Source organism: Roseococcus thiosulfatophilus (genome assembly GCF_017311575.1).
Lineage (GTDB): Bacteria > Pseudomonadota > Alphaproteobacteria > Acetobacterales > Acetobacteraceae > Roseococcus > Roseococcus thiosulfatophilus.
Window position 1 is genome coordinate 132,602 of record NZ_JAFFQY010000002.1, and the last position, 13,834, is coordinate 146,435.

General features: G+C 72.2%; 12 protein-coding genes. 3 read left to right on the forward strand and 9 right to left on the reverse strand.

Annotated elements, in window-relative coordinates; all coding sequences use genetic code 11:
• Nucleotide 1: 1 nt before the first annotated feature.
• Both JTN19_RS01510 and JTN19_RS01515 read right to left on the reverse strand, forming a co-directional pair.
• The gene (locus JTN19_RS01510; RefSeq protein ID WP_206929497.1) at nt 2-706 is read right to left on the reverse strand and encodes an ABC transporter ATP-binding protein; all 705 of its coding nucleotides are present in this window, start codon (nt 704-706) and stop codon (nt 2-4) included.
• Nucleotides 696-1,481 (reverse strand): ABC transporter ATP-binding protein, encoded by a 786-nt coding sequence (locus JTN19_RS01515; RefSeq protein WP_340643251.1) that lies wholly within the window; start codon nt 1,479-1,481, stop codon nt 696-698. The genes JTN19_RS01510 and JTN19_RS01515 overlap by 11 nt, the downstream gene beginning before the upstream one ends.
• Before the next feature lie 270 nt (nt 1,482-1,751).
• On the opposite strand from JTN19_RS01515, the gene JTN19_RS01520 reads away from it, so the two are divergent.
• Nucleotides 1,752-3,386, forward strand: a complete 1,635-nt coding sequence (locus tag JTN19_RS01520; RefSeq protein ID WP_206929499.1) for a flavin-containing monooxygenase — start codon at nt 1,752-1,754, stop codon at nt 3,384-3,386.
• 3 nt (nt 3,387-3,389) lie between these two features.
• Here JTN19_RS01520 and JTN19_RS01525 read toward each other — a convergent pair whose 3' ends face one another.
• From JTN19_RS01525 to JTN19_RS01550, 6 genes are all read right to left on the reverse strand, one after another.
• Complete coding sequence (locus JTN19_RS01525) at nt 3,390-4,139, reverse strand: SDR family NAD(P)-dependent oxidoreductase (RefSeq protein WP_206929501.1); 750 nt, start codon at nt 4,137-4,139, stop codon at nt 3,390-3,392.
• 71 nt (nt 4,140-4,210) lie between these two features.
• Nucleotides 4,211-5,179: a Bug family tripartite tricarboxylate transporter substrate binding protein gene (locus tag JTN19_RS01530; protein WP_206929503.1), complete on the reverse strand. Its 969-nt coding sequence runs from the start codon at nt 5,177-5,179 to the stop codon at nt 4,211-4,213.
• A 22-nt stretch (nt 5,180-5,201) separates the two neighbouring features.
• Nucleotides 5,202-6,158 (reverse strand): Bug family tripartite tricarboxylate transporter substrate binding protein, encoded by a 957-nt coding sequence (locus JTN19_RS01535; RefSeq protein ID WP_206929505.1) that lies wholly within the window; start codon nt 6,156-6,158, stop codon nt 5,202-5,204.
• 29 nt (nt 6,159-6,187) lie between these two features.
• Nucleotides 6,188-7,789 (reverse strand): acyl-CoA carboxylase subunit beta, encoded by a 1,602-nt coding sequence (locus JTN19_RS01540; RefSeq protein WP_206929506.1) that lies wholly within the window; start codon nt 7,787-7,789, stop codon nt 6,188-6,190.
• A gap of 17 nt (nt 7,790-7,806) precedes the next feature.
• Nucleotides 7,807-9,186 (reverse strand): acetyl-CoA carboxylase biotin carboxylase subunit, encoded by a 1,380-nt coding sequence (locus tag JTN19_RS01545; protein ID WP_340643252.1) that lies wholly within the window; start codon nt 9,184-9,186, stop codon nt 7,807-7,809.
• Between the two features lies 1 nt (nt 9,187).
• Nucleotides 9,188-9,409, reverse strand: a complete 222-nt coding sequence (locus JTN19_RS01550; protein ID WP_206929511.1) for a biotin/lipoyl-binding carrier protein — start codon at nt 9,407-9,409, stop codon at nt 9,188-9,190.
• A gap of 89 nt (nt 9,410-9,498) precedes the next feature.
• Here JTN19_RS01550 and JTN19_RS01555 point away from each other — a divergent pair, with 89 nt between their 5' ends.
• Complete coding sequence (locus JTN19_RS01555) at nt 9,499-10,191, forward strand: GntR family transcriptional regulator (protein ID WP_206929513.1); 693 nt, start codon at nt 9,499-9,501, stop codon at nt 10,189-10,191.
• 78 nt (nt 10,192-10,269) lie between these two features.
• Nucleotides 10,270-12,651 (forward strand): CaiB/BaiF CoA-transferase family protein, encoded by a 2,382-nt coding sequence (locus JTN19_RS01560; RefSeq protein WP_206929515.1) that lies wholly within the window; start codon nt 10,270-10,272, stop codon nt 12,649-12,651.
• Between the two features lie 7 nt (nt 12,652-12,658).
• On the opposite strand, the gene JTN19_RS01565 is transcribed toward JTN19_RS01560, so the two are convergent.
• Nucleotides 12,659-13,645, reverse strand: a complete 987-nt coding sequence (locus JTN19_RS01565; RefSeq protein WP_206929517.1) for a glycosyltransferase — start codon at nt 13,643-13,645, stop codon at nt 12,659-12,661.
• Between the last annotated feature and the right edge of the window lie 189 nt (nt 13,646-13,834).

The following is a 13,834-nucleotide window of genomic DNA, read 5'->3' on the forward strand; positions in this document are numbered from 1 at the left end:
GTCAGTATCCCAGGTAGGAACGGCGGATGGCCTCGTCCTGCCGGATCTCGGCGGCGGGGCCGGACATGACGATGCGCCCCGTCTCCAGCAGATAGGCGCGGTCCGCGAGTTCGAGGGCCAGGTTCGCGTTCTGCTCCACCAGCAGGATGCCCACGCCGCTCTCGGCGCGGATGCGGCGGAGGATGGCGAAGATGTCCTGCACGATGAGCGGCGCGAGCCCGAAGCTGGGTTCGTCGAGCAACAGGAGTTTCGGCCGAAGCAGCAGGGCGCGGGCGATGGCGAGCATCTGCTGCTCCCCGCCCGACAGCGTGCCGGCCTGCTGCTTCCAGCGCTGCTTCAGGCGGGGAAACCACTCCCACATGCGCTCGAAGTCGCGCTGCACCTCATTGTCGCGGCGCACATAGGCGCCCAGGCGAAAATTCTCCTCGACCGTCAGCTCCATGAAGGTGCCGCGGCCATCGGGCACATGGGCCACACCGCGCCGCGCGATGTCCTCGGTGGCGAGGCCGGTGATGCGCTGGCCGGCCAGGTTCACCTCGCCCTCCATGCGGACCATGCCGCAAACGGCGCGCAGCGTGGTGGTCTTGCCCGCGCCATTGGCGCCGAGCAGGGTGGTGACACCCCCCTCCTCCACCGCGAAATCGAGGCCGTGCAGCACATGGGTGGGGCCATAGCCCGCGCGCAGCCCGCTGACTTCAAGCAGCATGCGCGGCCTCCGCATGGCCATCGCCGAGATAGGCGCGGATCACCTCGGGGCTGGAGCGCACCTCATCGGGCGTGCCGTCCGCGATCTTCTTGCCGAAGTCGAGCGCCACGACCTTGTCGGAGACGCGCATGACGAGGCTCATGTGATGCTCGACCAGCAGGATGGCCAGGTCGAAGCTGCGGCGAACATGCTGGAACAGCTCCGCCAGCTCATCCACCTCGCCATGGTTCAGCCCGCCGGCGGGTTCGTCGAGCAGGAGCAGCTTGGGCTGGCTGATGAGGGCGCGGGCCATCTCCACGCGCTTCTGCGTGCCGAAGGGCAGGTCCACCACGGGCTTGTCCGCCACGGCGTCGAGCTGCAGCAGGTGGATAAGTTCGCGCGCGCGCCGGTCGGCCGCCGCTTCCTCCGCCCGTGCGCGCGGCAGGCGCAGCGCATTGGCCAGGAAGCCCGCGCTTCCGGCCGAATGCGCGCCGGCCAGGATGTTCTCCCGCACCGTCATGGACTTGAACAGCGCCAGGTTCTGGAAGGTGCGCCCCAGCCCCAGCGGCGCCATGCGATGGCGCGGCATGCCCGTGGTGACGGTGCCCGCGAAGCGCACCTGGCCCTCCTGCGGGCGGTAGATGCCGCTGATCACGTTGAACAGCGTGGTCTTGCCCGCGCCATTGGGGCCGATGAGGCCGCAGATCTGCCGCTCCGCCACATCGAAGGAAACTCCGCCCACGGCGGTGACGCCGCCGAAGCGCACCATGATGTCCCGGACCTCAAGCAGCGCCACGCGCCACACCCTTCAGGCGCGCAGGCATTTGCCGCGCGGCCTCCCCCCTGGACCCCATCTTTCCTCCACGACCCGGCGCTTCTGGTGCCCCGATGCCGCGACCATTAGCGGCGAGGTTCGCGGTGCAAAGCAAGCATGAATTTCAGGGTGGTCGCGCGGTGCCGCGGGCGTGTCAAAATCGACCCTCTATCCCGCAGTAAAAGACTGTCCCACAGGCGCATTGAAGTGGCGGCGCGAAGCCCGATAGGCTCCCGCAAGAGGGAGAGAACCATGTCCAAAGTGACCCCGCCTTCGCGCCTTGACGTGCTCGTCGTGGGCGCCGGCTTCGGCGGCATGTACATGCTGCACCGGCTGCGCGGCCTCGGCCTCGCCGCGCATGTGGTCGAGGCCGGCGCGGGCGTGGGCGGCACCTGGTACTGGAACCGCTATCCCGGCGCGCGCTGCGACGTCGAGAGCATGCAATATTCCTACTCCTTCCACGACGAGTTGCAGCAGGGCTGGCGCTGGTCCGAACGCTTCGCCGCCCAGCCCGAAATCCTGCGCTATGCGAACCATGTGGCCGACGCGCTGGATTTGCGGCGGGACATCAGCTTCGAGACGCGCGTCACCGGCGCGCGCTGGGACGAGGCGGCGGGCGGATGGCGTGTGGCCACCGACCGCGCGCCGGAGATCACGGCGCGGCACCTGGTGCTGGCGACGGGCTGCCTTTCCTCCGCGCGCCTGCCAGACATCCCGGGCATCGAGCGCTTCGCCGGCCGCGTGCTGCACACCGGGCAATGGCCGCATGAGGGCGTGGACTTCACCGGGCAGCGCGTGGGCGTGATCGGCACCGGGTCCTCGGCCATCCAGGCCATTCCCGTGATCGCTGAGCAGGCGGCGCGGCTGACGGTGTTCCAGCGCACGCCCAATTTCTCCATCCCCTCGCGCAACGCGCCGATGGACGCGCCCTACGAACAATCCTGGAAGCAGGACTACGCGGCCCGGCGCGCGGCGGCGCGGAAGATGCGCACGGGCATCCTCTACGAACTCAACCCGAAATCCGCGCTGGAGGTGACGGAGGAGGAGCGCGAGGCGGAATACGAACGCCGCTGGCAGGCGGGCGGCACCGCCTTCATGGCGTCCTTCAGCGACCTGCTGCTGAACAAGGAGGCCAACGACACCGCCGCCGAATTCGTCCGCCGCAAGATCCGCGCGATGGTGCATGACCCCGCGGTGGCCGAGGCGCTGGCGCCCACCAACCACCCCATCGGCACCAAGCGCATCTGCGTGGACACGCGCTACTACGAGACCTTCAACCGCGCGAATGTGAAGCTCGTGAACCTGCGCCAGGACCCGCTCGAGGAGGTGACGGAAACCGGCATCCGCACGCGATCCGGCACGCATGAGCTGGACGCCCTGGTCTGCGCCACGGGCTTCGACGCGATGACGGGCACCATCCTGGCCATGGACCTGCGCGGCGTGGGCGGGCTGTCCTTGCGGCAGCTCTGGGCCGATGGGCCGCGCGCGCATCTGGGGCTGATGGCGGCGGGCTTCCCCAACATGTTCCTGATCACGGGGCCGGGCAGCCCGTCCGTGCTGTCCAACATGATCGTCTCCATCGAGCAGCATGTGGACTGGGTGACGGAGCTGCTGGCGCGGATGCAGGCGCGGGGCCTCACCCGCGTGGAACCCACCGCCGAGGCGCAGGATGCCTGGGTGGCGCATGTGAACGAGGTGGCGCACCGCACGCTCTATCCCCAGGCGAATTCATGGTACATGGGCGCCAATATCCCGGGCAAGCCGCAGCTCTTCATGCCCTATGTGGGCGGGGTGGGCACCTATCGCGAACGCTGCGACGCGATTGCCGCCGAGGGCTATCCGGGCTTCACGCTGACGGCGGGCGCGCGGGCGGTGGCGGCGGAGTAAAGCTCAGTTGGCCGTGTGGCCCCCATCGGCGGCCAGCGCCTCGCCGGTCACGAAGCCCGCGCGGTCGGACAGCAGCCACACCACGGCCTCCGCGATCTCCTCCACCGTGCCGATGCGGCGCAGCGGCACGCGCGCCAGGATCGCATCCCGCCGCCGCTCGATGCTGCGGCTGGCGAGCGGCGTCTCCACATAGCCGGGGCAGATGGCGTTCACCCGCACCCCCTGCCCCGCATGATCCAGCGCGGCGCTGCGCGTCAGCCCGATCACGCCATGCTTGGCGGCCACATAGGCGCCGGCCTTCGGCAGCGCGATGCGCCCGGCGATGGAGGCGGTGTTCACGATGGAACCACCCCCGCCCGCCGCCATGGCCGGGACCTGGTGGCGCAGGCAGAGGAACACGCCGGTCAGGTTCACGCCCAGAACGCGCGACCATTCCTCGGAGGTGATCTCCGCGAGCGGCTGCGCCTCGGCGGGCGCCACGCCCGCATTGTTGAAGGCGCAGTCGAGGCGCCCCCAGGCGTCGCGCGCCGCCTGGACCATGGCGGCGACCTCGGCCTCCATCGTCACGTCGCAGGGCTGGCCGCGCGCTTCGCCGCCGGCCTGGCGGATGGTCTCGGCCACGCGGTCGGCACCCGCGCCATCGCGGTCGGCGACCAGCACGCGCGCCCCCTCCTCCGCCATCCGCAGCGCCGTCGCGCGCCCGATGCCCGACGCCCCGCCCGTGACCAGCGCCACCTTGCCCTGCAGCAGCATTCCCCGCGCCCCTCCTTGCCTGGCCATCAGTGCAGCATGGCGGCGGGGCGCGGGGGAAGGCGTGACGGCCGCTATTCCACCCGGATGCCGGCGGCGCGGATCACCTCGCCCCAGTCGGCACGGTCGCGCGCGATGGTCCGCGCGAAGGTCGCGGGGTCCTCGAAATTCGGTGCCAGGCCGCTGTCGAGCAGGCGTTGCCGCAGCAGCGGCACCTCCAGACCGGCGCGGACCGCCGCGGCCCAGCGGGCGATCGCCTCCTCGGGCATGCCGCGGGGGCCGCAGATGCCGAACCAGCCGATCACCTCCAGGCCGGGCACGATGTCCGGCAGGCGCGGCGCGTCGGGGAAGTCGGGCCAGCCCTGGCGGTCGCCCATGGTCAGCAGGCGCAGTTGCCCGCCCTTGATCTGGCCCATGACGTCGCCGAGGTTGGTGATCAGCAGGTCCGCCCGGCCCGCGATCACGTCCACCGCCGCCAGCGCGGCACCCCGATAGGGCACGTGCAGCAGGTCAATGCCCGCCATGCGCTTCAGCCGCTCGCCCGAAAGGTGCTGCGCGGCGCCATAGCCCGCGCTGGCATAGGTCAGCGCGCCAGGCCGGGCGCGGGCGGCCGCGATCAGTTCCTCCAGCGTGCGATAGGGGCTGTTGGCGCCTGTGACGACCACATAGGAGGAGCGCGCCACATTCGCGATCGGCACGAGATCCGTCCCCACGTCAATCGGCAGGTTCATGCCCGGCAATTCGGGGCTGATGGTCATGGGCCCCATCGGGCAGAGCAGCACGGTGCCGCCATCGGCGCGGCTGCGGACCACGTATTCGGCCGCGATGAAGCCGCTGCCGCCTGTGCGGATGTCCACCACCGCGCGGTGGCCGAGCTCGGCGGCCGCACCCTCCGCCACCACGCGGGCCGTGATGTCGGTGGTGCCGCCGGCCGCGAAGCCCACCACGACGCGGGTGGGGCGGTCGAAGGGCGCCTGGGCCTGCGCGAGCCCCGCCCCTGCCAGCAGGGCGGCGACGCCGCCCAGGATGAGTCGTCGGATCATGGTCGTTGTCCTCCCATTCGGTTCATTCGACGCGGATGCCGCCGGCGCGGATCGTCTCGCCCCAGGCCGCGCGGTCGGCCGCGATGGTGCGGGCGAAGGTGGCGGGGTCCTCGAAGCGGGGCGTCAGGCCGTATTCCAGCAGGCGCTGGCGCAGGGCAGGCGCCTCGAAGCCCGCGCGCAACGCCTCGACCCAGCGGGCCAGCACCGGCTCGGGCAGGCCGCGCGGGGCGCAGAGTCCGAACCAGCCGCTGACCGCGTAGCCCGGCAGCGTCTCGGAGATCTGCGCGACGCCCGGGAAGCGGGGCGAGCCGATGCCGTCCGCGAAGGCCAGCAGCCGCAGCCCCTCGCCCAGCTGCGCGGCCACGTCGCCCAGGTTGGTGATGATGGTGGTCGCGCGCCCCGCCGCCACATCCACCACGCCCGGCGCCGCGCCGCGATACGGCACATGGGTGAGGTCGAGCCGCCCCGTCTGCGCGAAGCGCGCCCCCGAGAGGTGCGAGACGGAGCCGATGCCCGCGCTGGCATAGGTGATGCTGCCGGGACGGGCGCGGGCGGCGGCCACCACATCGGCCACGCTGCGGTATTCGGACCGCGCCGATACCACCATCACCTGGGTGGAATGCACCAGGTTCGCGATGGGCACGAGGTCACGCGCCGGGTCCATGGGCATCTGCGCGCCGGGCAGTTCCGGCGTGATGGTCAGCAGCCCGGTCGAGCACTGCACCACCGTGTGCCCGTCGGGCGCGCTGCGGGCGGCCTCCGCGGCGGCGATGAAGCCATTGGCGCCGGTGCGGATGTCCACCACCGGGCGCTGGCCGAAGGGGCCGCTCACGGCCTCGGCCGTCAGGCGGTTCACGATGTCGCTCGTGCCGCCGGCCGCGAAGCCGCCCAGGATGCGGATGGGGCGATCGGGAAAGGCCTGCGCGCCGGTCGCGGCGAGCATCCCCGCCGCGATGGCGATGAAGGTGATTTTTTTCATGTCGTTGTCCTCCCCTTGGCTGCGCCTCGTCAGGGACGCATCTGCAATCTCGACGGTGTGGGCTGGCGCAGCGGGTCGGCCATGCGGGCGAAGTCGCACAGCAGGGGCCGCGTCTCGCGCGGGTCTATGATCTCCTCGACCCAAAAGGTCTCGGCCGTGCGGAAGGGCGAGCGGAGGAGGTTCAGCCGGTCCTCGATCTCCGCGAGCTTGGCGGCCGGGTCTTCTGCGGCGTCGAGGTCGGCGCGGTAGGCGGCCTCGATGCCCCCCTCCAGCGGCAAGGAGCCCCAGCGCGCCGACAGCCAGGCATAGCGCAGCGACAGCCGCCCCGCCGGCTGATGCGCCGCCCCCGCCACCCCGAAGGCGTTGCGGATGACGATGGTGCACCAGGGGATCGTGGCCTGGTTCATCGCGGCCATGGCGCGCACGCCGTGGCGGATGGTGGCGCTGCGCTCCGCCTCCAGCCCCACCATGAAGCCCGGGCAGTCCATCAGGTAGACCACGGGCAGGTGGAAGGTCTCGGCCAGGTCAATGAAGCGCACCACCTTCTGGCAGGTGTCCGCGGTCCAGGAGCCGCCGTAGAAGAACGGGTCGCTCGCCATCACCGCGACCGCCCGCCCGTCCAGCCGCGCGAGGCCCGTGATGAGCGAACGGCCGAACATCTTGCCCATCTCGAAGAAGGAGCCCTTGTCCACCACGCACTCGATGATGGGGCGCATCTGGTAGACGCGCCGCCGCTCGCGCGGGATGGCGTTCATCAGCGCCTCGTCGCGCCGGCCGGGGTCGTCCTCGCAGGGGAGGATGGGCGAGACCTCGTGCACCGAGGAGGGCAGGTAGGAGAGGAAGCGGCGGGCGCAGGCGAAGGCCTCCTCCTCCGTGTCCACGGCGTGGTCCACGGCGCCCGCCTTGCACTGCGTCTCCCAGCCGCCCAGCTCCTCCTTGGTGACGGGGGCGCCGAGGCGGGAGACGACGGGCGGGCCGGCCACGAACATGGCCGAGCTCTTGGTCATCACCGAGTAATGGGTGGAGGCGAGGCGCGCCGCCCCCAGCCCCGCCACCGAACCCAAACCCAACCCCACCACCGGCACGGCCGAGAGGTTCAGCGTGGTGTAGAGGAACAGCCCCGTGCCGCCGACGCCGCCGGGCAGGTTGGCGCGCCCCGTGGTCTCGATCGTCTTGACCGAGCCGCCGCCGCCCGAGCCTTCGATGACGCGCACGATGGGCATGCGGAACTCATGCGCCATGCGCTCGGCCATCAGCGGCTTTTCGCGGATGGTGGCGTCGGCGCTGCCGCCGCGCACGGTGAAGTCGTCGCCCACCAGCACCACGCGCCGCCCGTCCATCGTCGCGCGGCCCCACACGCAGTTGGAGGGCGTCAGCTCCAGCAGGCGGCCCTGCGCGTCGTATTCCGCCTTGCCCGCGATGGCGCCGACCTCGTGGAAGGAGCCGGGGTCGGCCAGCTTCTCGATGCGCTCGCGCACGGTCAGCCGCCCGGCGTCGTGCTGGCGCCGCACCTTGTCGGCGCCGCCCATGCGTTTCGCGTGGGATTCGCGCAGGCGCAGCTCGTCCAGCTCGGGCTGCCAGAGGCCGGGCTTGGGCGTGGCGGGGGTCTCGGGCGGGGGCGATGCGGACATATGCGGTCTTCCCAGGGTCAGGCGGGGCTGGGCACGGCCAGGCCGCGCTGCCGGAAGGTTTCGAGGAAATGCGTGTCCACGCCGCCCTCCCGCATCTCCGGGCTTCGCAGCAGCCCGGCCAGGAAACCAGAGTTCAGGCGGATGCCCTCGGCGCGGCAGGCATCCAGCGCCTGGGCCAGCCGTGCCAGCGCCGCGGCGCGGCTGGGCGCGTGGACAATGAGCTTCGCGATCATCGGGTCATAGAAGGGCGTCAGCGTGTCGCCGGCGCGCACGCCCGCATCCACCCGCAGCCCCTCGCCCGGTGCCGGCAGGTCCAGCGCCGCGATGTGACCTGGCGAGGGCAGGAAGTTGCGCGCCGGGTCCTCGGCGCAAAGCCGCGCCTCGATGGCGTGGCCGGTGAGGCGCACCTCCTCCTGGCGCAGCGGCAGCGCCTCGCCGGCCGCGATGCGGAGCTGCCATTCCACGAGGTCCAGCCCCGTGATCATTTCCGTGACCGGGTGCTCCACCTGCAGCCGCGTGTTCATCTCGATGAACCAGATGCTGTCCGGCCCGAGCGGGCGCGAACCATCGGCCACGAACTCCACGGTGCCCGCGCCGACATAGCCCACCTCGCGCGCCAGGGCGGTGGCGCGCCGGCCCAGCTCCGCGCGGAGTGCGGCGTCCATGCCGGGGGCGGGCGCCTCCTCCACCAGCTTCTGGTTGCGGCGCTGGGGCGAGCAGTCGCGCTCGCCCAGATGGATTACATTGCCGTGCTGGTCGGCGAAGACCTGCATCTCGATGTGGCGCGCCTGGGGGATGGATTTCTCAAGCAGGACCGTGCTGTCGCCGAAGGCGGCGGCCTCGCGCCGGGCGGCGGCGAGTGCGGCGGGGAAGCCCGCCGCGTCCTCCGCGCGCCGCATCCCGCGCCCGCCGCCGCCCGCCACCGCCTTGATCATGACGGGGTAGCCGATGCGCGCGGCCGCCTGTTCGAGCTGGTCGTCAGTGGCCTCGCCCTCATGGCCGGGCAGCAGGGGAACGCCCGCGCGGCGGGCCACCGCCTTGGCCGCGGCCTTGCCGCCCATGGCGCGGATGGCCGAGGCGGGCGGGCCGATGAAGACGAGGCCCGCGGCCGTGCAGGCCTCGGCGAAATCGGCGTTCTCGCTCAGGAAGCCGTAGCCCGGATGGACGGCCCGCGCCCCCGCGCGTTTCGCGGCGTCCAGGATGGCCGGGATGTTCAGGTAGCTCTCGGCCGGCCGGGGCGGGCCGATGCGCTCCGCCCGGTCGGCGGCGGCGACGTGCATCGCATCGGCATCCGCGTCCGAGAAGACCGCGACCGTGGGCACGCCCAGCCGGCGACAGGTGGACGCGATGCGGCAGGCGATCTCCCCGCGATTGGCGATGAGGACGGGGCCGATCACCTCAGGCCTCCAGCTTGGCGACGGCCTGGCCCTCCGTGATCTGGTCGCCCTCGGCCACGAGGATGGCGGTGACCGTGCCATCGGACGGCGCCAGGACCGGGATCTCCATCTTCATGGATTCCAGGATGACGATCGTGTCGCCCGCGCTGACGCTTGTGCCGGGGCCGGCCTCGATCTTCCAAACCGCGCTGGTCAGTTCGGCGACGACGGTGATTTCAGCCATGACTTTCCTCCGGGCACCCTATTTTGTTATCACAAGTCCAGGCCCCGCCGCGCGTCAAGGGCGCAGGGGCGGTGAATCGGCATGAAAGGATGGCCATGGTGGATCTGGAGGCCCAGGCGCCGACCGCGGAAAGTGTCGCGGGTCGCGCGCACCAATGGCTGCGGCGGGAATTGATGCGAAGCCGCTTCCGCCCCGGCGAGAAGCTGAAGCTGCGCCAGCTCGCCGAGGAACTGGGCGTGAGCCTGACGCCCGTGCGCGAGGCCATCGCGCGCCTGGTCAGCGAGAATGCGCTGGAACAGCTGGACCACCGCTCCGCCCGCGTGCCTCCCTTCTCGGAGGAGCGGGTGCGCGAGGTGTGCGAGCTGCGGATGGAGCTGGAGGGCAAGGCCGCCGAACGCGCGGCCGAGCGTGCGACGCCGGCCGATGTGGCCCGCCTGGCCGCCATCCAGGCCCGCATGACCGAGGCGCGGCTGGCCGGCCGCGGCCTCGAGATGACGCAGGAGAATGAACGCTTCCACATGACCGTCTGCGCCCTGGCCGGCATGCCGGTGCTGCTGCAGATCGTGGAGAACCTCTGGCTGCGCTGCGGGCCGCTCAACTTCGCATTGCAGTCCATGCGCTTCCTGCACCGGCCCGAGGAACACCCGCACAATGACGTGATCCGTGGCCTGGCGGCGGGGGATGGGGCGCTGGCGCGGCTCGCCATCCAGCGGGACATCGCGGTCTATTCGGACGCCATCCGCCGCCGGCTGCCCGCCGTGAACGTCTCCGCCTCGGGTTGACAGGTCGGCGCTTCCGAAATTCCTTGATCACAAATTTGCGCCGCCCTGCCCCCGCGGCATGGCCAGGAGGAACGCGCCATGACGCCAGCCCCACACCCGCCCCTGCCGCTTCAGCATCTGCGCGTCCTGGAGGCGGGCGGCGGCGTCGCCCTGGCCTATGCCGGCAAGCTCTTCGCCGATTTCGGCGCGACCGTGGTGAAGCTGGAACCCCCTGGCGGCGACCCGCTGCGCGCCATGCCCCCTTGCGTCGAGACCGGGCAGGGGCCGCAATCCGCCCTCTTCGCCTGGCTCAACACCAACAAGCGCAGCGTGACCCGCCCGCCCGAGGCGGCGGAATTCGATCTGCTGCTGGACTCCCGCCCCGCCACCCAGCGCGGGGCCGAGGCGCCCATCACCCTTCTGCTCTCCTGGTTCGGCGAAAGCGGTCCCTATGCCGGCTTCGCCGCCACCGACGTGACGTGCCGGGCGCTCGCGGGCGTGCTGGCCGGCACCGGCCCGGCCGAGGGGCCGCCCGCCATGCTGGGCGGCATCGCGGGCGAGGTCTTCGCGGGCATCGCCACCTTCAACGCGGCGGCCGCGGCGCTCTTCGCGGGCCAGCCGCGGCGGCTGGAGGTCAGCATCCATGAGGCCAATGTGGCCATCGCCGAATACCAGGCCACGCAGGGCCTGACCCACCCGGAGGTGGACCGCCGCCACGGCGTGAACCGCTTCGCGCCCACCAGCCCTCTGGGCGTCTATCCGTGCCGCGAGGGCTGGCTTGGCATCACCATCGTGACCCCCGCGCAGTTCCGCGCCTTCTGCGAGATGATCGGCGCGCCGGAACTGGGCCGCGACCCGCGCTTCATCATCGGCCTCGACCGCCTGCGCCATGCGGATGAGCTGGAGGCGCTCTTCGCCCCCCGCCTGCGCGAGCGCACGGCCGATGAGTGGTTCGAGGAGGCGCTGGCGCGCCGGCTGCCCTTCGCCATCGTGCCCGGCATCGCGGAGCTTCTCCGCATGCCGGTCCACCGCGCGCGTGACGCCTTCGCCACCGTGCGTCTGGGCGAGGCCGCCTTCGAGGGGCCGACGCTGCCCCAGCGCCTGACGCGCACCCCGCCGCTCACGGAAGGCCGCGCGCCGCTGCCGGGCGAGCATGACGGGTTGCCCCTGCCCCCGCGCGCCGCGCCGGTCGCGACCCCGGCCGTCACCGGCAACGCTGGCCTGCCGCTGGCGGGGCTGCGCATCCTGGACCTCAGCATGGGCTGGGCCGGGCCGCTCTGCACGCGCCAGGCGGCCGATCTGGGCGCCGAGGTGGTGAAGGTCGAGGCGGTGCAATACCCCGACTGGTGGCGCGGCGTGGACCCGCGCGACGCCTTCTTCGCCGCCCGCGACTACGAAAAGGACCTGCGCTTCTGCGTGCTGAACCGCAACAAGCGGGGCATCACGCTGGACCTCGCCTCGGCCGAGGGGGCAGCGCTGCTGAAGCGCCTGGTGCGCGGGGTGGATGCGGTGGTGGAGAACTATGCGCGCGAGGTGCTGCCCAAGCTCGGCCTCGACTATCCGGTGCTGGCGCGGGAGCGGCCGGACCTGGTCATGGTCTCCATGCCGGCCTTTGGCGGCAGCGGGCCCTGGCGCGATGCGCGCGCCTATGGCTCCACGCTGGAACATGCCTCGGGCCTGCCCAGCGTCTCGGGCGAGGCGCATTGGCCACCCACCACCAACCAGCTGGCCTATGGCGACCCGGTGGGCGGGGTGAACGCGGCGGCGGCGCTGCTGGTGGCGCTGCTGCACCGCCAGCGCACGGGCGAGGGCCAGCATGTGGACCTGGCGCAGGTGGAGTGCATGTTCCCCCTCGTCGCACCCTGGATCGTGGCGCAATCCGCCACCGGCGCGGCCGGTCCGCGGCTGGGCAACCGCCACCCGGTCTTCGTGCCGCATGGCGCCTTTCCCTGCACGCGCGAGGGCTGGATCGCGGTGGCGGTGACCGATGACGCGGCCTGGCGGGGGCTGTGCCGCGCCATGGGCCGCGCGGACCTGGCCGCCGACGCGACGCTCGCCACCGCCGAGGGGCGCCGCGCGCGCGAGGCGGAGCTGGAAGCCGCGCTGGCCGCCTGGACCGCCGCGCGCGAGGCGGACGCCGCCATGGCGGCGCTCCAGGCCGAGGGCGTGGCGTCGGGCGTGGTGCGCTGGCCCACCGCCCTCTATGACGACCCGCATCTCCGCGCGCGCGGCTTCTGGCAGGCGGCGGACCGGGCCTGGCTCGGGCCGCACCGCCAGCCCTCGGCCCCCTTCCGCGAGGCCGGCGCCGCGCCGCTCTCCGTGCGCCACCCCGCGCCGACGCTGGGGGAGCACAATGGGGCGGTGCTGGGGGAAATGCTGGGCCTCGGCACAGGGGAACTCGCGCGGCTGGAGGCATCGCGGGTGATCGGCACGGAGGCCATCCCGACCTCGGCCCGGCGGCCGCGCGCGGGCGCGGCGTGATCCCGTCTCAGCCGGCGCGCGCCGCTTCGGCGGGGCCGGCCAGGTGCCAGCACACCACCCAGGCATAGAGGCCCGCGCGCTTCAGCGCGCCCTGGCGGTAGAGGCCGCAGCGCCGCAGGGCGGCCAGCTTGCCGAGGAAGCCGGCACGCGGCAGCGCCGACAGGTCATGCAGCAGGCTCCGCGCCTCGGGCGTAAGGTCTGGGTGGCGCAGGAGGGCCTCCACATGCGCCAGGAAGCGCCGGGTGAAGATGGCGGGCCCCCGGCGCGCCGCCCGCAGCGCCCGGGACATGCCGCCGGCCGCGGCGCCCACGGCATTGGCGCGGTGCTGCCGGTACAGGATCACGGGATGGTGGTCCACGATGACGCGGCCGCCCACCGCCGTGGTGACGAGGTAGGCCCACCAGTCGTGCAGGGTGATGGCGGGCGGGGGCGTCGCCAGCATCGCCTGACGCGCCGCCTCGTTGAGGACGACCGTGCAACCGGTCGCGATGTTCTGCACCAGCGCGTTGCGGAGCGAGGCCGGGCGCGGGAAGGCGGGTGAGAGGCCCCGCTCCACCAGCCCGCCATCCACCAGGCGCTGCCGGGCGCAGTAGAGCGCGGGCCGATCCTCCGCCTCCCCCGCCAAGGCCTGGCTGGCACGGAGGAGCTTGTCCGGAAGCCAGACATCGTCCTGGTCGCAGAAGGCGTAGCGCCGCCCAGGCGGCGCTTGGGCCAGCAGCGCGAGGAAGTTGCCGAGCGCCCCGAGCCGCGCCGGCCCATCGGGCAGGCGTACCACCTGGCCGGGGCGGCAGCTTGCCGCGAAGCCGTCCAGGATGGAGGACGTGCGGTCGGTGGAGAGGTCGTCGCGAACGACGAGCACCCAGTCCTCGTCGCGCTGTTCGCGCAGGCTGCGCAGCTGTTCCGCCAGGTAGGCTTCGCCATTGAAGGTGGCGAGCAGCACGACCGTGCCGGGCAGCTGGACGGGTGCCGCCGCCCCATCGCCGCCCTTCGCCATCGCTGCCGATCTGTCCACTCGCACCAGGCCCCTGCGCCGCGAAACCCTTCCCGTAACAGACGCGGCAGGGATCCGGTAGCGTGGCGCGGCAGCCGGCAGGCTGGAAAGGGGTTATGGAAAGGAGTAGTATCGAACCTTTGTTGCCGGGCCAGAGCCTTTCGAGGAACAATGACTTCTTCAGACAGTATC

Bases quoted from the DNA above. Each gene is read 5' to 3' on its own strand.
- JTN19_RS01510 (WP_206929497.1), bottom strand. From the start codon at position 706: ATGCTGCTTGAAGTCAGCGGGCTGCGCGCGGGCTATGGCCCCACCCAT.
- JTN19_RS01520 (WP_206929499.1), top strand. From the start codon at position 1,752: ATGTCCAAAGTGACCCCGCCTTCGCGCCTTGACGTGCTCGTCGTGGGC.
- JTN19_RS01525 (WP_206929501.1), bottom strand. From the start codon at position 4,139: ATGCTGCTGCAGGGCAAGGTGGCGCTGGTCACGGGCGGGGCGTCGGGC.
- JTN19_RS01530 (WP_206929503.1), bottom strand. From the start codon at position 5,179: ATGATCCGACGACTCATCCTGGGCGGCGTCGCCGCCCTGCTGGCAGGG.
- JTN19_RS01535 (WP_206929505.1), bottom strand. From the start codon at position 6,158: ATGAAAAAAATCACCTTCATCGCCATCGCGGCGGGGATGCTCGCCGCG.
- JTN19_RS01540 (WP_206929506.1), bottom strand. From the start codon at position 7,789: ATGTCCGCATCGCCCCCGCCCGAGACCCCCGCCACGCCCAAGCCCGGC.
- JTN19_RS01550 (WP_206929511.1), bottom strand. From the start codon at position 9,409: ATGGCTGAAATCACCGTCGTCGCCGAACTGACCAGCGCGGTTTGGAAG.
- JTN19_RS01555 (WP_206929513.1), top strand. From the start codon at position 9,499: ATGGCCATGGTGGATCTGGAGGCCCAGGCGCCGACCGCGGAAAGTGTC.
- JTN19_RS01560 (WP_206929515.1), top strand. From the start codon at position 10,270: ATGACGCCAGCCCCACACCCGCCCCTGCCGCTTCAGCATCTGCGCGTC.
- JTN19_RS01565 (WP_206929517.1), bottom strand. From the start codon at position 13,645: ATGGCGAAGGGCGGCGATGGGGCGGCGGCACCCGTCCAGCTGCCCGGC.